The organism is Elusimicrobiales bacterium (assembly GCA_041651175.1).
Taxonomy (GTDB): Bacteria; Elusimicrobiota; Elusimicrobia; order Elusimicrobiales; family Elusimicrobiaceae; genus JAQTYB01.
The window spans coordinates 1-19699 of sequence record JBAZJT010000015.1 but is presented as its reverse complement, the minus strand read 5'-3'; the positions used below and the strand labels follow the sequence as shown (position 1 = coordinate 19699).

General features: G+C 59.9%; 11 protein-coding genes and 1 tRNA gene. All 12 read left to right on the top strand.

Annotated features, from left to right (window positions below; all coding sequences use genetic code 11):
- The first annotated feature begins 82 nt into the window (after window positions 1-82).
- Window positions 83-2407: a SpoIIE family protein phosphatase gene (locus tag WC421_08840; GenBank protein MFA5162338.1), complete on the top strand. Its 2325-nt coding sequence runs from the start codon at window positions 83-85 to the stop codon at window positions 2405-2407.
- Complete coding sequence (locus WC421_08835) at window positions 2404-2775, top strand: STAS domain-containing protein (protein MFA5162337.1); 372 nt, start codon at window positions 2404-2406, stop codon at window positions 2773-2775. Before WC421_08840 ends, WC421_08835 begins: the two co-directional genes overlap by 4 nt.
- A gap of 24 nt (window positions 2776-2799) precedes the next feature.
- On the top strand, window positions 2800-6285 hold the full coding sequence (locus WC421_08830) for a fibronectin type III domain-containing protein (protein ID MFA5162336.1): 3486 nt from the start codon (window positions 2800-2802) through the stop codon (window positions 6283-6285).
- Window positions 6282-7457, top strand: a complete 1176-nt coding sequence (locus tag WC421_08825) for a PorV/PorQ family protein (GenBank protein MFA5162335.1) — start codon at window positions 6282-6284, stop codon at window positions 7455-7457. The genes WC421_08830 and WC421_08825 overlap by 4 nt, the downstream gene beginning before the upstream one ends.
- Before the next feature lie 38 nt (window positions 7458-7495).
- On the top strand, window positions 7496-8086 hold the full coding sequence (gene folE / locus WC421_08820; protein MFA5162334.1) for a GTP cyclohydrolase I FolE: 591 nt from the start codon (window positions 7496-7498) through the stop codon (window positions 8084-8086).
- Window positions 8087-8124: 38 nt separating this feature from the next.
- Window positions 8125-8198 (top strand) — tRNA-Gly (locus WC421_08815).
- 121 nt (window positions 8199-8319) lie between these two features.
- Entirely contained in the window at window positions 8320-13767 is a 5448-nt protein-coding gene (locus WC421_08810; protein ID MFA5162333.1) for a kelch repeat-containing protein, read from the top strand.
- Window positions 13764-14801, top strand: coding sequence for a PorV/PorQ family protein (locus WC421_08805; GenBank protein MFA5162332.1), 1038 nt, complete (start codon window positions 13764-13766; stop codon window positions 14799-14801). Before WC421_08810 ends, WC421_08805 begins: the two co-directional genes overlap by 4 nt.
- A 54-nt stretch (window positions 14802-14855) precedes the next feature.
- Entirely contained in the window at window positions 14856-15113 is a 258-nt protein-coding gene (locus WC421_08800; protein ID MFA5162331.1) for a bacteriophage holin, read from the top strand.
- A 147-nt stretch (window positions 15114-15260) separates the two neighbouring features.
- The gene (locus WC421_08795) at window positions 15261-16067 is read left to right on the top strand and encodes an FKBP-type peptidyl-prolyl cis-trans isomerase (GenBank protein ID MFA5162330.1); all 807 of its coding nucleotides are present in this window, start codon (window positions 15261-15263) and stop codon (window positions 16065-16067) included.
- A 63-nt stretch (window positions 16068-16130) separates the two neighbouring features.
- Window positions 16131-17678, top strand: coding sequence for an amino acid permease (locus tag WC421_08790; GenBank protein ID MFA5162329.1), 1548 nt, complete (start codon window positions 16131-16133; stop codon window positions 17676-17678).
- Window positions 17679-17724: 46 nt separating this feature from the next.
- Window positions 17725-19560 (top strand): RecQ family ATP-dependent DNA helicase, encoded by a 1836-nt coding sequence (locus WC421_08785; GenBank protein ID MFA5162328.1) that lies wholly within the window; start codon window positions 17725-17727, stop codon window positions 19558-19560.
- The last annotated feature ends 139 nt before the right edge of the window (window positions 19561-19699 follow it).

The window sequence follows — 19699 nt, the reverse complement described above, 5'->3', positions numbered from 1 at the left end:
CCCCGCCTTTTGAAAAGCAAGGAGCAGGGTATTGTCGGGCAACTGCAAAAACAGGCGTTTTTTTTGCTACCATAATGCCGTGATGGGATTTATCCGCAAAAGACTCGCCCTCAAAATGGGGGCCGTTATTTTCGCCGCGGCGGCGGCGGTTTTTGCCGCGGCGTTCTGGAACGGGTTCCGCATAGTCAAGCAGGAACTGGTAGCGGATCTGCGCCACGACATGAAAATAAACATGCGCGTGGCGCGCAACCGCATAGACGGCGTTTTGTACGGCGTTCAGGCGGCGCCATACCAGCTTGCGCGGCTGCTGGAGAAAACAAAGCTCCCGCAGGACAATCTGGAGCGCGCCCTCTCCGGCATGGTGTCCGCCAACGACGCCGTGTTTGGCGCCGCCGCCGCGTTTGAACCTTACGGCTTTTCCGAAGGGCGGAAATATTTCGCGCCCTACGCCAGCCGCAGCAGCGGAAAAATATCCGTCAAGCAGCTCGTTCCCCCGAAATACCGGTACACCGAAAAAGACTGGTACGCGCAGCCCCGGCTGAAAAACGGCTCCGTCTGGAGCGAGCCGTATTTTGACGAAGGCGGCGGCGACACGTTGATGTTCACCTACAGCGCGCCGTTTTACGGGCTGAAATCGGGGAAAAAAACCTTTGCCGGGGTGATAACCTCCGACGTGTCTTTTGAGTGGCTGTCGGCGGAGCTGGCGGCCATAACCGCCTCGGACCCGGGCTATTACGGCTTTCTGCTCTCGTCCACAGGGGTGATAATAGCGGAGACGACGCATTCCGGCTGCAAGACGGTCTTTGAGCTTGCCGCCGCGCGCAAGGACTCCCGGATTGCCGCGCTGGCGGCGAAAATGCTGGCCGGAGAGGAAGGACTGGAGCGCGTCGCCTCCGGCCCCGGCGGCCCTGCATGGGTTTATTACGCGCCGATGTCCAACGGCTGGACTTTGGCCATAGCCGCGCCGGAAAGCGCGCTGTTTGCAAAGCTGAACGCGCTGGAAAAGCACGCGCTGCTCATAGGCCTGGCGGGGTTCCTGCTGCTTTTTGCGGCGGTGTTCAAAATCTCGTCCAGCCTGACGGTGCCGCTGAAAACGCTTTCGCTGCAGACGGCTGAAATAGCCAAAGGAAATTTTGACGCGCCGCTTAAAACGCATGACTCTCAGGACGAAGTGGGCGAATTGTCGCGCTCCTTTGAGAACATGCGCAGGGACATACAGCAGTACATCCGCGCGCTGGAAGGCGAGGCCACCGCCCGCCAGAAAATGGAAAGCGAGCTTGAAATCGCCCGCGCCATACAAACCAGCCTGCTGCCCAAACAGGCGCCCTGCGGCCCCGGATTCTCGCTGGGGGCGGCGCTGGAGCCGGCAAAAACCGTGGGCGGAGACTTCTACGACTTTTTCATGCCGGACGACAGCCGGCTGTTTATCGCCATAGGCGACGTGTCCGGCAAGGGCATGCCGGCGGCGCTTTTCATGGCAGCGGCAAAAACCGCGCTGCGCGCGGCGGCGCTGCGCACGCTGTACCCGTCCGAAATACTGCGCCTGGCCAACGAGGAGCTGGCCCCCGGCAACGACATGATGATGTTCGCCACCGTTTTCTGCGCCACGCTGGACACAGGCTCCGGCGAGTTGAAATTTTCCAACGCGGGCCATCCGCCGCCGCTGTTTATAAAGGACAGCACCGTGGAATTCCTGACGGTTCCGCCGGGCAAGCCGCTGGGGCTGGACGAGCGCGCCGTATACAAAACAGGCGCCGCGGCCATGCACGACGGCAACGCGCTGGTCCTTTACACCGACGGCATCACCGAAAGCCAGAACGAGGCCGGCGAGATATTCAGCGAGGAGCGGCTGCTTGCCCTGGCCGGCAAGGTCCCCGGCGGCAGCCCGGAGCATATTTTGAACCGCATGTTCCAGGCGGCGCATGGCTTTGCCGGAAACGCGCCGCAGTTTGACGACATGACGGCGCTGGTGCTGCGCCGCGGCGGCGACAGCAAGGCGGTTCTGTCGCTTGTCCTCAAAAACGACATGACGGAAACCGTGCGGCTGCTGGAGGAACTGGACGGGTTTTTCAGCGTCAACTCGGTCTCCGGCGATGCTGCGGGAGAGGCCAGACTGGTCGCGGAGGAACTGGCCACCAACGGGATAAAATACGCCTACGGCGGCGCCAGAGGCGAGGTGTTCATCCGGGTGGAGCTGGCGGGGGGGGACATAATCATAGAGGTTTCCGACACGGGAACTCCTTTTGATCCGGCATCCGCGTGCGCCGGCGCAGATAAACCCCCGCGCGACCGCGCAGAAGGCGGGGCCGGGCTGAAACTGGTGAGGAAACTGTCTTCAAGCATGAGATACCGCCGCAACGGCGGCATGAACATAACCACAGTCTGCATGGGGAGGGAAATACAATGAGCCTTGTAATGAAATCATCCGAGCGAAGGGTCGGAGTGTTTGAAGTGTCGCTTATCGGCAAACTGGACACGGGGACATACCAGCAGCTTGAACAGCAGCTTGGCCTGCTTCTTAAAAACCGCGCCAGCGCGGTGCTGCTGGACATGACGCTGCTGGACTATATCAGCAGCATGGGGCTGCGCGCTGTGTTCAAGGGAATAAAAGACATGAAAGCCTCCGGCGGCCTTCTTATGCTGACAAACCTTCAGCCGCAGATAAAAAAGGTTTTTGAAATCGCCAACGCCATAGACGACGATTCCATATTCACCAGCGTGGAAGAGGCGGACCGCTATTACGACAGCATTCAGAAACGGGTGAAAAACGGCTGACCCCGCCGGAGAGCGGACCGGCGTATGAGACGGACTTTACTGGCACTAAGTCTTGCGTTGCCGCTGGCCTGCGCGCCGGCGGCGGCCTTGATGCCGCCAAAGGTCCTCTCGTCCATCGGCCCGCCGGTGCCGACCTTTTCAACCATAGGCTATAGCAGCACCACGGTAACCTGGGGCGCCGGCACAAACCCGCCGGACACCTGGTACACCGTGCAGGACTCCACCGACGGTTACAGCACCGCGATATCCTCATGCTCCACCACCGGGCTCAACATGCTGTTTGGCGCGGGAGGCTGCGGGTCGGATCTTACCCCCAACACGGCACACGCATACCGCGTCATGGCCACCTCCGGCACCGAACACAGCGACTGGGTGTATCTGGGCATTGCGCGCACGCTTGCCGCGCCGCCCACCGGCTTTGCGTTCACAGAAGTGCTGCCAAGCTCCATGACGGTAAGCTGGGCTTATAACAACAATCCAAACGGAACGCTTTACGACCTGTGGTACAGCACATATTCCAACTTCAGCGATTCCACGCGGGTGTATCCTTATGAATCGCCCAGGAACATAACCGGCCTGCTGCAGGAAACCACCTATTACCTTAAAATCCGCGCGCAGAATTACGACGGCGTTTATTCCGATTTTGACACTCCGATATCCACAACCACGCCATACCTGCCGCCGCCCGCGGACCTTGTGCTGTCAACAGCGGCGGTCAATATCTCGTCTGTTACATGGGCATGGACGGTTACCGCCCAATTTGAGCAGTACCGCCTGAAAGACGGCAGCGGCACCGCGGTTATAAACAATCTGCCTGCGGGGACCACTTTCTGGATTGAAACGCCGCTGACGCCCAACACCACCTACACCCGCCATGCCGAATGCTGGAACGAGACAGGCTCCACCTCCTCGCTACAAGTAACCATACACACTCTGGCCGCGCCTCCGGACGTGCCGGGATTTGCCTATGTCTGGATGAGTTCCGCAACGGTGGCATGGAACGCAAACGGCAACCCCTCCGGCACGTTGTATGAAGTCTGGTACGACAGCCACAGCGACTTCGGCGAAAAGATAACCATTGCCACATCGGCGGTTTCCGCGCTGCTTTCGGGGCTGAACAGCGACACCACCTACTACGTCAAAATCCGCGCAGAGAACTGGGACGGGCTGTATTCGGTATTCTCCAGCACCATATCCACGCTTACCGCGCCTCCGCCACCTTCCGGGCTGGCGCTTTCAACGGCGGCGGTGAACATCTCCTCCATAACATGGGCTTGGACAATCGGGCAGGCCAAATACGAGCATTACCGGCTTTATACCGACACCGCCGGGATTGTGGTGGACAATCTCCCCGCGGGGACGACTTTCTGGCCGGAGACCGGGCTGACGCCCAACACCACCTACACCCGCCAGGCCGACTGCTGGAACGCCTCCGGCTCCACACAGTCGCTTGCGCTGACTATACGCACTCTGGCCAATCCGCCCGCATCGCTGATTTTTGACGGGGTGTGGCCCAGTTCCGCCGCGCTGAGCTGGTCCGCCAACACCAACCCCGACGGCACCTGGTACGAACTGTGGTACAGCACCGCCTCCGATTTCGGCGGCAGCATAACCGTGTCCACCGGCGGCGTCTATGCGGAAATTCCGGGGCTGGACGCGGACACAACATATTACGCCAGAGTCCGCGCCCAGAACGGGGACGGGATTTTCTCGGATTTCAGCGCGACAACATCCACCACCACTCCCCATCCACCCGCGCCGCTGGGGATTACGCTGTCAACCGCGGCGGTGAACCCGTCGTCCATAACCTGGCGCTGGCAGGCAGACGGCGCCAGCTACGAGCATTACCGCATTTACACAGACACCGGCGGCATTGTGGCCAACAATCTGCCGGCTGGAACCACCTTCTGGGCGGAAGACCCGCTAAGCGTCAACGCGCCCTACACCCGCAGGGCGGAATGCTGGAACAGTTCCGGCTCGGTGCTGTCGCCGTTTGTAACCGCATACACCGCGGCGATGCCGCCGTCGGCGGCGGCGTTTTCCAGCGTGTGGATGAGTTCCTTCACATTCACCTGGAGCGGCAACGGCAACCCCTCAGGCACGGCTTACGAGGTGTGGTACGACACACACTCCGATTTCAGCGAAAAGCTGTCCATCTCCACCGGCGCGGCCCCCTCGCTGACTACGGGACTGACGCCCAACGCCACCTATTATCTGAAAGTCCGCGCGCAAAATCACGACGGGGTTTATTCGGATTTCAGCGCGGCGGTGTCCACTCTGACCGTCTATATGCCGGTGCCCGCGAACCTGATTCTGTCAACGGCGGCGGTAAATCCCTCTTCCGCGACGCTGCAATGGCAGGTGCAGGCGCTGTTCGAACAGTATCGCGTATACAGCGACACCGGGGTGCTGTCCAATAACCTGCCATCCGGCACGACATACTGGATAAACGCCGCGCTTGCGCCAAACACCACCTACACCCGCTACGCGGAATGCTACAACGCGGCGGGCTCCACCCAGTCCGCAACGATAACATTCCACACGCTGGCGATGCCGCCTACCGGCTTCGCGGTGGACGCGCTGTGGTCCAGTTCCGCCACGGTAAGCTGGAACGCCAACGGCAACCCGGACGGCACGGCCTACGAAATCAAGTACTGGCGGCTTTACGAATCAACGGAAACACTGACGGCGGCCAACACATCTTCGGTCAGCATCACCGGGCTGCTGGGCGGCATGGTCTACATGGCCGCGCGCGCGGTGAACTGGGACGGGACACCGTCGGATTACGATATTTTTATCTCAACCCTGGTGGCGCCCACGGAGTATCAGGTGCAGCCCGGCGTTGAAACCGTTATACATTTCGGACGCATCACCATAACGATACGCGCAAACACATTCCTGACCCCCGCCATAGTGGCGGTGAACACGCCGGTGTCGGTTCCCCCGGGCACGGGAAAACTGGTCGCGCTGCCACAGCCGCTGGCGGTGCAGATAGAATCCTATGACCAGGCCAGCCGCGCCGCCATGCAGCCTTACGGCTGCCTCAATATTTCCTTCAACTACAACGGGCTGGATATCGGTTCTTCCGACGGAAGCAGCCTTGCCGGCGCGTATTACGACACGGCGCATTCCGAATGGTCGCCTTTCGCCACCAACAAGGACAAAACCGCGAAAACGGCGGATATGGACGCCTGCCACCTGTCCGTGTTCCAGCTTATGACCGGAGCGGCGGAATCCTCGCTTGCCAACGTAACCGTGGGCCCCAATCCGCTGCGCCCGCTGCGCGCGCCTGGCAAGGCATTCACTTTCCGCAACCTTACCGCGTCGGCCAATGTCAGGATATACACCTATACCGGCGAGCTTCTGCATGAAACCAACGCCGACGCCAGCGGCGCCGCCGTCTGGGACGGCAAGAACCGCAGCGGCAGGCAGGTCGCCAGCGGCGTTTATCTGGCGCTGATAACCTCCGGCTCCGAGAAGAAGATTATAAAGCTGGTGATAATAAAATGAGGCTCCGCCTGCTGGCTCTTGTGTTGTTTTCCGCGGCGCGCTGCGCGGCGGCCGGTTCCGACGCCGCCGGAACCTCCGGCGCGCAGTTCCTGAAGCTGGGAGTGGGGGCACGGGCCGCCAGCCTGGCCGAGGCTTACAGCGCCATGGCCTACGGCGCGGAGGCGGTGTACTGGAATCCCGCCGGCATGGCGGACTCGGACAAATACACCTCGCTTTCCTTCATGCACGCATCCCTGTTCGGGGAGCTTAGCTACGAATTTATCGGCGCGGCGCGCAATTTCGGGAGTTTCGGCGCGCTGGGAATGGGGCTGCAATATCTGTCCGCAGGCAGCATAACCGAGACCGACGACGCCGGCTATACCACGGGAACCAGCATGGCGCCAAAGGATGTTGCGCTGTCGGTGGCATACGCGCGCCGGTTCGGCTGGTGCGACATAGGATTCACCGGGAAATACATCCGCTCCACCCTTGTGGAATCCGCATCCGCCATGGCGCTGGATATCGGGCTGCGCACGGCGCCTTTCCTGAACGAAAAAATGACGCTTGCCTTCACCGAACAGAATCTGGGCGGCAAAATGAAATTCGACCAGGAGGGAGATCCGCTTCCCCAGACGACCAGATTCGGCGCGGCCTACGCCTTCTCCGACAGGACCACCGCCGGCGCGGATTTGACCATGCCCAGGGACAACAGCATGTACATCTCCGCCGGGGTGGAGACGCTGCTGCCGTTTGTCGGTTACGAACTGGCCGGGAGATTCGGCTACACCACCAAAAACGCCGGAGACGTAAGCGGCGTAAGCGGCATAGCCTTCGGCTTCGGCGCAAGGCGCGGCAATGTGGGCGTGGATTATGCCTTCGCGCCCTACGGCGCGCTGGGCGCGGCGCACAGAATCTCGCTGGAACTGCTGTTCGGGAAACGCCGGCTATCGCTTGAGGACAAGCTCAACAAATACTCCGACACCGAAACCGACGCGGAAGCGCCGGAACCGGAACCCGCGGCGAAACCGCCCAAGCCGGAGCTGCCAAAGCCGCCTTCGCCTAAACCGGCGCCCAAGCCGGAAAAAAAGCCGGAGGCCCCGAAGCAGGATGCGCCGGTTATCATCAAGCCGGATACGGACAATTCCGCCACGCCCGCCGTCCCGTCATACGAGAAAAAGCTGCGGGAATATTAGCGGCGCCTGCGGCTTTATTTGTAGAATTATGTCCTGCTATGACCACTAAAATCAGAACCGCAGACGAAGACGCCATTGTGCCCGCCGTAAAAGACATTCTGCTCGCCCTGGGCGAAGACCCCCGGCGCGAAGGCCTCCTGAAAACGCCGCAGCGCGCCGCCAAGGCGCTGCGCGAGATAACCTGCGGCTACCGCGCCGATATTGACGCGCTGTTCAACAACGCTTTCTTCAAAGTGCAGTCCGACGACCTGGTCGCGGTTACGGGCATCCACTTTTATTCCATGTGCGAGCATCACATGCTGCCGTTTTTCGGCAAGGTCCACATCGGTTATATCCCCGACGGCAAAATAGTGGGCCTGTCCAAAATGCCCAGGCTGGTCCACGCGCTGGCCGCGCGGCTGCAGGTGCAGGAGCGGCTTACCCGCCAGATAGCCGACATACTGGACAAAAAACTTTCGCCGCGCGGGGTGGCCGTCATAGTGGAGGCGCGGCATCTGTGCATGGAAATGCGCGGCGCAAAATCATCCGAGACCAACTGCGTCACCAGCGCCATGCTGGGCGAGCTCAAAAAAGACGCCGCCGCCCGCGACGAGTTCCTGCGACTCATACGCAAGACAGGCGATGTGTAGTTGCAATCCGCCGTATTTTGAGTTAGAATTATATTGTCGCGGGCGTGGTTCAATGGTAGAATGGGAGCTTCCCAAGCTCTAGACGTGGGTTCGATTCCCATCGCCCGCTCCAGATTTCAAAACAATTTTTTCGGCAATACCTCTTATCGCAGGGGCGCCGGTTAGAACACACTCCGCAGCGGCAAAAACTTGCTGTTGCTTTCCAGTGATTCTATTTGTAGACTATCCTTACGATGACAGCGTTGCCCAGAAACGCCGCAGTTTTGCGCAGAGCGCTGGCGCCAGCCGTCGCGGCGGTGTTTATGGCCTGTTCCGCCGCGCAGGCGCAGCTTGTCCAGCGGTTTAACCACACCCTGACCCTGCTTCCGAGCGGGAACTTCCTGGTCATCGGCGGAAACACCAACACCGACGATTCGCCGTCTTACACCGGCACCATACAGGAATACTCCGTAAAGGATTACGCCTATCACAATTATACGCCGCTGTGGGGGGGGGTGGCGACGCTGGCGCGCTCGTCGCACACGGCCACGTTGCTGCCCAGCGGAGACGTGCTGGTGGCCGGCGGCACAGACGACAGCGGCGTTGTAACAACCAATTCCGTCTGCACATACAATCCCACGACACATTTGCTAAGGTGGTGCGGCAGCCTCGGCGCACCGCGCACCGCGCACACCGCCACGTTGCTTAAAGACGGCACGGTTCTCATAGCCGGAGGCAGGGATGCCTCCGGGAACGCGCTGAACTCGCTTGAGCTTGTGAACCCGCTGCCCGCGGTATTGCCCACCGTAACCCCGCTTTCGGCCACGTTGGCCACGGCCAGGTGGGGCCACACCGCCACTTTGCTGCCAAGCGGCACGGTATTTTTGGCAGGGGGATATAATCCGGCGCTTGGCGCCTCGACCACAAGCTATTACATCTCAACCACCGAACTCTACCTACCGGACAAACAAAGCGTCGCCGGCGGTCCGGCGCTGGGCCGCGCACGCGCATTCCACACGGCCACAGCCATGAACAACGGCAGAGTGCTTGTAGCCGGCGGCTACAATGCCGGCAACCAATATATTTTCGGCAACTGCATGGGGTACATAGACTCAACGGAATTCTACGACCCGTACACCAGCGCCGTCATTCCCGGAGAGAATATGCCGGTGCGGCTTGCCTCCCACAGCGCGGCGCTGGATACGCAGGGAAAAGTCGTGCTTTACGGCGGACTCGGCAATGTCACCACCCAGTATTTTTCCGGTCCGCTGAAAATACAGGGAGATGTAACGAAAATATACCTGACACCGATTTCCACATACCCGTACAGCAACGGCACAATAAACTCCAACTCCGTTATTGCCCTGAGAGGCACGCATTCATGGACAATGTCGGCCACGGGCATAATAGCCAACGGCCAGGCATATTTCAGCCGCCCGTCGGATATAACGCAGCATTATATTGAGAATTCCGATTTAAACCTGGATTTTACATCTCCGATGTCGCAGCTTGTCAACCATCAGGTTCTCAAAGGCACCTTCATGGCGCCGATAACACCGGACGATTCGTTTTCATATCCGTTATACCTGCAATCACCCAGCGGGACGGCGTCATTCAAGCCCGGAGATTTTTCCGGCACCACCACAAATCCCGAAGCCTGCCAGTTGGCATTCAATGCTCCGCTGGCGGAGGGACAAACCGTCAATCTGGATCCGAACAACTCCTACTGCACACTGATGTTTACCATACCGCTTAAAGAAACCGACTACGTGGCCGACGGCACATCGCAGTTGAAGCAGGCGTATGCCATACTGCAATCCGGTACACTAACAGGGGCCTACGATGTTGGCACGCTGACCGTGGCAATCACAAGCGGGACAGCGCTCAGCGTGGGGTTGTCAACACCGGTGGTTATTAACGCGCTCACCGGGATGCCGGAAGTGCAGGTAACCATGCAGTTCGTTGGAATTGAGGGCACAATAACCACAAGCAGCGGCATCATCAACTCCAGCCCTATCACCATTGCCCCGAACATATTCGCCAACAGCGACATAGGCGGAGCGGCTTTGTATTTCATCTCCCCTGTAACAGCCAGCGACTCCTTTAACACGCAAACGGCGACTGTCGTCATAGCCGGCATGATTTCCTCGGATTTCGTCTCATACAGGGTAAACCCGGGCGGAGACAGTCTGGCAACCAACACCGGCGCGCATCACTGGGTGATAGGTGGCAGTCCCAACGCCAGCATTCCGGCAGACCCGGCCAGTTCCATGTTTGCCAATGTGTACGGCACTCTTGCAAACTCGTCTTTGTACACACCCGGTTCCATCATGCTGGCCGCCGGCGGAAAAAAATGCATACCCACCGGCGCATACCCCTATAACGATTGTTCAGGCACGGAATCCACAAATGTTTCCGGCGCCCTGTCATACTGGCCTCCGGTTTGGAACTCTGGCGCGATAATGAATTATGCCAGGGGCGGGCATACCGCAACGTTGCTCCCGGACAACCGGCTGCTTGTAATTGGCGGTTCCGATGGTTTTGCGACACACAACACCGGCGAATATTATGCCCAGGGCACAAATGTCTGGACGCTGGCAAACGGCAGGCTTTCCTTGCCTAGAACCGGGCATGCGGCGACACTCATGTCCGACGGAAATGTGCTGGTCACAGGCGGCTATACGCAAGGAGTCTCAACCGGCATAGCGGCAAACACGGATATCTATTACACTGGAGCCAACGCTTTCGTGCAAACATCCTCCATGAACACGGCAAGGCAGGGCCATACCACAGTGCTTCTGCCGTCAGGGCCGTACGCCGGAAGAGTCATGGTCATGGGCGGCAGGGCCAACAGCGGCAGTTACACCTCCTCCTGCGAGGTTTATTTCTCAACTGTAAACCCCGCGACACAGGTGAGCACCGCAGCATGGGTAACGCTGGCCTCCATGAACGCGGCGCGAACCTACCACACCGCCACGATATTGCATGATGGCAGAATACTTGTCGCCGGCGGATACAACGGCGGGCAGGCATTGTCATCCGCAGAAATATACAATCCCGCCGCCAATACATGGACAGCGGTCCATGCCATGAACACGGCGCGCTATTACCACACGGCCACACTGACAAGATTCGGCAACGTCCTTGTGGCAGGGGGAAGCAATAATCTGGGCGAAATTTTCAGCGAGGAAATATATGACCCGGACACAGACACCTGGACGCAGATGAATTTCCCGGTAAAGTACGATCTGGAAACACCATCCGTGCAGGACCGCGTGGACGTTCCGCGTTATCGTCATACCGCCACTCTGCTGCCAAACGGGAACATCATGTTCATCGGCGGGGCAAGAGCCAGCGCGGCGGGGGCGGATTCATCGCTCGTTCAGGCTCAGGGCATAGTGTCGTTGCAATACACGGAACTTCCCAACACTATGATTGGCCGCATTCTCAATCAACCAGGCTCATCATATGAACTTGGCGTTTCCAGGGTGGACCACACCACCACCATCATGCCGGACGGGAACATGATAATTGCCGGCGGATACGACGGCAACCACCATTATCTGCCCAGCACGGAAACATCCTATTTCATGGAACCGCGCGACGCCACCGACCCGCCTCTTATGCGCAGCCCCACGGAGCTTTCAGCCGACACCACCGTATACAGCAACACCGGCGCGCCGATAACGCTGCGCAGCGCGACAACAACGTTTTTCGGCATAACGGAAGCCTCCGGCGGGGGGACAAGCAACACCTCCCACAACCATCCGCGCGTCTGCATATACATGACAGACACGCCCAGCGGCTACATGCTGGACCTGAGCACCTACGTGTACGCGACCGCGCTTTTGTCCACAGACACCTACCACCCGGCGGACAGCCTGGCAAACTGGTCGCTTTTGCCGTCCTCCATAACCATAGACATTCCCAATCTGCCCAACGGCTGGTACCAGTTCCGCGTGGGAGAGAACGCGCAATACTCCAACGCATGGCCGCTGTATGTCGGCACTCCGCTGCCGGCGCTTGCAATCAGCGCGCCGGAAACCATCAACGGCGTGGCTTTCAGTTCCACCGTGGTGCACTGGAACTGGAATGCCGCTGTTCCGGCGGCCTCCACCACCACACCGTACGCCTACAGGATATTCACGTCCACCTCCAGCAGCATAGCCATCATACCCGCCGATTACACGCCTTTCTACAACGAGGGCGGCCTCTTGCCCAACACGGCCTATTCCATAATGGTGCAGACCTGCAACAATTTAAACTGCGACATGCAGACCGCGTTGGTCTCCAGCCCGACCACCTATACAATGGCGGAACCGGCCACCCCGCATCCGACGCAGGCGGTAACGGTGTCCGAATCCAGCATGACCGGCACTTGGTACGCCATACACAACCCGCCCGGAACAACATACATACTGGAAATTTCAACTGACGCGGCGTTCTCATCCACCAGCGAGATATTCACCGAAACCATAGCACAAACCGCACCCAGCACCGCGCCCATAACCGGAGCTGCGACGACGCTTATCCCAAATACCAGCTATGCCATGAGGGTTACCGCGGTAAACACCCAGGAGGTGCAAACCACTCCGCCGGTGTATCTGACCACCTCCACATACACCCGCGCCCAGGCGCCGGGCAACACCGGATTTGTCGCCGCTGAAGTCACCGCGTCCACAGCAAAGCTGGTGTGGGACCCGCAGAAAAATCCCGATTACACCCAGTATATAATCTACATGTCCACCGACCCGTCCGGGACTTCCGGCACTTTCCAGCTGCTGGTGGACACATCCACCAACCTGACGCTTTCCACTTATGTGGTTACGGGGCTGCGCTCGCAATCCACCTATTATTTCTCCGTAATGACGCAAAACAAGGCGGGCGTGAACACTCTGGTTACGCCGCTGTTCCCAAACGGCTATATTGTTACCGGCGCGGGGCCGTGCAAAGGGTCGGGGCAGTGCGCGCCGGCAGGCTCACTGGTGCTGGCGGCGGGGGATGGGCAGCTCTCCGGCGCGTTTACCGACGGGCGGACTTTGCAGCTTACCGTACCGGCAGGCGCGTTTTTGTCAACCGCCACGTTGGTTGCGGTTTCGGAGGACGCATTCGGCACCGACACCTGCGTGGGAACCGGAGCCAGCCATGTCTGCAATCACGGCGTGACCGCCTCCACCACATGCCCGTCGTTTTCAATATACACGACTGACAATATACAGCCGCGCACGCCGCTGCAAATCACCATAGGTTATTCCACAAACAACACCGCAGACGAGTTTGCCGCAATAACCGACAAAAGTCTGCTTGCGCTGGCGCGGTTAAATGATGTTAACCAATGCAAGCCGATGCAAACCACAGTAAATTCATCCGCGAAACAATTTTCCGTGGCGCTGGACAGAGTCTCCAGACTGCAAATCATACAACCTGCGCCCATAACCAATCTGGACTCCGCGTACGTATCGCCCAATCCGTTCTATCCCAACAGGGGGCAGGGCTCGGTTACTTTCCGCAATCTGCCGCCGAACACTTCGGTGCGGATATACACGCTCAGCGGGGTCAAAGTATGGGAAGGCGCGGGGTCCACCGCTATTTCCTGGCCGGGCAAGAATTCCGGCGGCGCCGACGTTGCCAGCGGGGTATATCTGGCGGTGCTCAACGGGGCGGGCGGCTCTAAAATTCTCAAGCTGGCGGTGGAAAGATGAGCCGCCTCCTTTTGGCGTCGCTGTGCGCGCTGGCCGCGCTGGCCCAGCAGGCGCGGGCGCAGGCGTTCACCGTCAACAACGCCGGCACCGCGGCGATGGATTTTCTGAACTTGGGAGTGGACGCCAAAGCCGCCGGCATGGGGGGGGCGTATACCGCAGTGGCCGAAGGCGCCTCCGCCTGCTACTGGAATCCCGCAGGATTGGTGCAGACCAACAAATATTCCGCAACCTTCATGCGCGCAAACTACGCGGCGGACATCTCATACCAGTACATGGCGTATGCGCAGAGGCTTAACTATTACTCGGTCCTGGGCGCCTCGCTGCTGATGACCAACATAGGCGACATCCCCTATGCGGACATGGACGGCACGTTGACCGGCTCCACTTTCAGCCCGCGCGACATGGCATACAATCTCACATACAGCCGCGCCATATTGGAACTGTCGGACAAGGATCACGACGTGTCCATGGGTGTTACCATGCGGTATGTCAACTCCCGGATAATGGAATCCGCCAGCGCCTATATGATGGATTTCGGCCTCATGGCCTATTATTTTTCCGAATTGCCGTACCGGCTTGGCTTTGTGCTGCAAAATCTCGGGCGCGGCCCGCAGTTTGACCAGCAGGTGGATCCGCTGCCACTTAACGTAAAGCTGGGCGGCTCCATATCGCCGTTCCCGGATTTTCTGGTGGCAAGCGATTTGGTGCTGCAGAAAGCCGGGCCATATTATTTCACACTGGGAGCCCAATACAGCACCATTGCCCAGGAAAACATGCGCCTGAGCCTGCGCGCCGGCATCAACTCGCAGCAGATGAAGATAACCGGCGGAGCAAGCGGCATTTCGCTTGGCGCGGGCATAGGCCTGCAATTTTTCAACCTGGACTACGCATTCGTGCCGATGGGGGAACTGGGCTACACCCACAGAATTTCGCTGAGCTTTGACTTCCCGTACTGGCTGCCTGTGTTCCAGCGCAAGGACAAGACGGTGTTCAGCGAATTCCAAGAAATAGCGCCGTCGGCTGCCGCTCAATAGGCCGGGGAGCGCATGCCCACCGCGACCGCAAATCAACGAACAGAGAGGGATAGTATGAATAAACTCAATGAGCGCGCGTTCGCGCTCAGCCTTGGCATCGTGTGGGGCGCAAGCATATTCCTGCTTGGCCTGATAAACATTTTCTGCGGCTGGGGCAACGGCATAGCGCAGGCGATGTCAACTTTCTACATCGGCTACAAGCCCACTTTTGCGGGCAGCATTGTCGGCGGGATATGGGGCTTTGCCGATGCCGGCATCGGCGGCCTGCTGGTCGCCTGGCTTTACAACAAGTTTTCCGGCGCGAGCGAATAGCAGTTGCCGCGCATCGGCGGCTGGCGGCGCGTTTTTTTGCTTTTGCGCGCCGCATTTTGTAGAGTAACAGGAAATGCGCGCATGAAATTGGCGCATATCTTAAACCCGTTGCCGCAGCAGGAAAACGGGTAAGACAAGGGGAATATGATGAGAACATTGTCATTTGCTATCGCGGCGGCGGTTGCGTGCCCGGTGCTGGCATCGGCGCAAGCCGGCGCTGCCGCGGTAAAAACAGCGGAAAAGGCCAAAAGCGCTCCCAAGGCCGAACAGAAGGCGGGAGACAGCGTGTTCTACTCGCTCGGATACTGGGCGGGGCAGGGGCTGGACATATTCATGCTCACCCCCGATGAATACGCAAAGGTACAGAAAGGTTTCGCCGACGCGGCCCAGGGCAAAAAACCGGCAAAGAATTTCGAGGACGCGCAAAAAGACATAGAAACCATGGCGCAGGACAGAAGCCCGAAACATATCGCCCTCATGAAGGAAAAGGGCAAAAAATTCGCCGGCAAGGCCGCCCAGGAAAAGGGCGCGGCGGTTCTGCCGGACGGCGTGGTCATAGTGCCGGTTAAAGAGGGCACAGGCGCATCTCCCGCGATTACCGACACCGTGAAAGTGCATTATCACGGCACGCTTATAGACGGCCGGGTTTTTGACAGTTCGGTAAAGCGCGGCACGCCGGCGGTGTTTCCGCTCCAGGGCATAATACCCTGCTGGGCCGAGGCGCTGCAGAAAATGAAAGCCGGCGGCAAGGCCAAACTGGTCTGCCCCTCCGATACCGCCTACCGCGACGAAGGACGCCGCCCCAAAATACCCGGCGGCGCGACGCTGGTTTTTGAAGTGGAACTGCTTGAGATCATGCCGCCGGCCGCCCCGCAGGAAGCGGCGCCGGCCCAGGCTCCCGCCGCTCCGGCGGCTTCCGCGCAGCCCGCGGCGGACAAAAAGACGGACAAATAAACCATTGAGCGATGCGGCGGGCGGAGCAAACTCCGCCCGCCGCTGTTTTATCGGAGGCCGCGCATGAGCATCGGGAAAAAGCTGTTTCAGGTCAAATCAATAGACGAACTTATCTGTCTTTCCTCGGACAAAGACCATTCTCTGAAGAAAAGCCTGACCGCGCTGGACCTGACGCTGCTTGGAATAGGCGGCATCATAGGCGCGGGGATTTTCGTGCTTACCGGCCAGGCCGCCGCGCAGTATGCCGGCCCCGGCATAGTTTTATCCTTCATTTTCTCCGCATTCGGCTGCGCTTTCGCGGGGCTTTGCTACGCGGAATTCGCCGCCATGCTGCCGGTGGCGGGCAGCGCCTACACCTACGCCTATGCAACTCTGGGCGAGCTTGCCGCTTGGATAATCGGCTGGGACCTGATACTGGAATATCTTTTCGGCGCGGCCACGGTGGCGGTGGGCTGGTCGGGATATGTGGTAAGCTTCCTGCGCGATTTCGGCATAAACCTGCCGCCGGAGCTTACCAACGCCTGCGGCGCGCATCTGGTGCAGGCGCCGGGACAGGGCTGGGTAATACTCTCCCGGGAGGCGGCCTCCGCCCTCGCCGCCAAAGGCTTAGACGTGGCGGCGCTGCCGCACTGCATGGGCATAATAAACCTTCCCGCTATGCTTGGCATAGCGGCGGTAACGGCGCTTCTGGTGGTAGGCATAAAGGAATCGGCCAAATTCAACAGCGTCATCGTGGGCATAAAGGTGGCGGTGGTGCTGATGTTTATCGCCTTCGGGTTCAAGTTCATCAACCCCGCCAACTGGTCGCCCTTCATACCGCCCAATGCCGGCCCGTTCGGCGAATTCGGCTGGAGCGGCATTCTGCGCGGCGCGGGCGTCATCTTTTTCGCCTATATAGGCTTTGACGCGGTCTCCACCACCGCACAGGAAACCAAAAACCCGCAGCGCGACATGCCCATAGGAATTCTGGGCTCGCTTGCGGCGTGCACGGTGCTCTACATTCTAGTCGCGCTGACGCTTACCGGCATAGTCAGCTACAAATTGCTCAACGTGCCGGACCCGATGGCCGTGGGCGTAGACGCCGCGGGGCAGGGGCTTATGTGGCTTAGGCCGTTTGTGAAACTGGGCGCGGTGGCGGGGTTAAGCTCGGTGATGCTGGTGCTGTTGCTGGGCCAGCCGCGCATATTCTTTTCCATGTCCAACGACGGGCTGCTGCCGCCGGTGTTCCGCAAGGTGCATCCGAAATTCAGGACGCCGCATATAACAACCATGGTAACCGGCGCGCTGGCGGCATTGCTTGCCGGGCTGCTGCCCATAGGGATACTGGGGGAAATGGTCTCCATCGGCACATTGCTGGCTTTTGCGATAGTCTGCGCGGGGATTTGGATACTGCGCCGCACCCAGCCGGAGCGGGCGCGCCCGTTTAAGACGCCGCTGGTGCCTTTCGTGCCGGTGATGGGCGTGCTGATTTCGCTGGGCCAGATGGCGTCGCTTCCCTGGCAGACATGGGTGCGGCTTGTAGTCTGGATGATTCTGGGGATTGTCATATATGCCGCCTACGGCATGAAAAACAGCGCGCTGCGCTGCGCCCCGCAAGACAATCCCAAATAGCGCTGCGGCGGGACAAACCGGTCATGCGCGCGCAGCGCCCAATTGCATGAAACTTGAAGAAATTCTGCGCCGGCACTGGGGCTATTCGTCTTTCCGCCCGCTGCAACGTGAAGCGGCGGAATTCGCGTTGTCCGGCAGGGACTGCCTGCTGGTCATGGCCACCGGCGGCGGCAAAAGCCTCTGCTACCAACTGCCTGCGGCGGCGGGGCGCGGACTTGTTGTAGTCATCTCCCCGCTTATCGCGCTTATGGACGACCAGACAGCCGCCGCGCGCGAGGCGGGGCTGGCGGCGGACGCGCTGCATTCAAACCTGGACACTGAACAGCGCCGCGCCGCCTACCGCAGCCTGGCGGCGGGCAGGACGCAGCTTCTGTATGTCAGCCCCGAAAGGCTTCTGGCCGGGGATTTATTTGAATTCGCCACGCAACCAATTCTTTTCGCCATAGACGAGGCGCACTGCGTCTCCCACTGGGGCCACGAATTCCGCCCCGAATACCGCCGCCTCACCCAGGTGATGGACAGGTTTCCCTCGGCAGCCCGCATGGCGCTGACCGCAACCGCCACGCCGGAAGTCCAGCAGGACATCCGGCGGCAGCTTGCGCTGCGCGAGCCGGCGCTGCTGTGCGGCCACCCGGACAGGCCCAACCTTATTTACCGCGCCTTCCCGCGCGGCGACCAGTTGGGGCAGACACTGGACATAGTGTCGCGGCACAAAGGGGAGGGGGGAATAGTCTACGCGCAAACCCGCAAAGAGGTGGAGCGGCTGGCCGGCGGGCTTAAACGTGCGGGAATTTCCTGCGCGCCTTACCACGCCGGCCTTTCCGCACAGGAGCGGGCGCAGGCGCAGGACGGCTTCGTGCGCGAGCGCATAGACGTCATCGCCGCCACAATCGCCTTCGGCATGGGCATAGACCGCTCCAATGTGCGATATGTGATACATGCCAACACGCCGCGCTCGGTGGAACATTACCAGCAGGAATCCGGCCGCGCGGGGCGCGACGGCCTTCCGGCGGAATGTGTTCTTTTGTTTTCGGCCCCGGACCTTGCCATGCACCGCCGGCTGGCGCTGGCCGACGGCGCGCTCCCGCCGGAACGGCGCGCGGCCATAGAACGGCAGATAGCCGGCATAGGCCGCTACGCCGTCTCGCCCTTATGCCGCCACCGGCTGATAGCGAAGCATTTCGGCGCGGAATATGACGCGCAAAACTGCAATGCCTGCGATGTCTGCCTCGGCGAGACCAAAGCCCTGCCGGAGGAAGAGGCCGTCCTGACCGCAAAGAAAATCCTCAGCGCCGCCTGGCGCACAGAAGGCCGCTTCGGCTCGGTATACGTGTCGGACCTGCTGCTGGGCAAAGACGACGGGCGCGCCTCGCGCAACGGCCACGACAAGCTGAAGGTTTTCGGCCTGCTCAAAGATGCCGGCAGGACGGCGGTGCGCTCCTGGATAGACCAGCTTATAGTGCAGGATTTCCTGGCCGTGGAAGAGCGCGACAATTATCCCCTTTTGAAAATAACCGAAGCCGGGCGCGCCTTCTGCCGGGGGGAGGGGGGCGTGCAGCTGGGCGTTCCCGCCGCGCCGCCGCGCCGCGCCGGGAAAAAATCCAAAACGGCGCAGCAGGCCGCCCTATCCCCGGACCAGGAGTTGTTTGCGCGGCTGCGCCAGTTGCGCCGGCTTATCGCCGACAGGCTGGGCCTGCCGCCCTATGTGGTGTTTCACGACGCGGCATTGGCCGACATGTCCGCCGCCAAGCCGGCGACGCCGGAGGCTTTCCTGGAAATAAAAGGCGTGGGCGAAGCCAAGATGGCGCGCTACGGCGCCGCTTTCCTGCGCGTCATAGCAGGCGATTCCCCCGAATCCGCCGCCGGACAAGTGAACTCGTAACAAGGGAATTTTTTTCCTGACTTCGCCAATCCTCTCTAAAATCAGCCCGTCCTCGTCGGAGGGGTATTGGAATTTGGGTGTCCCGTTGATAAAATATAGTTATGTTTGTCAGGAAGAAACGCAACAAAAGCGGTTCTGT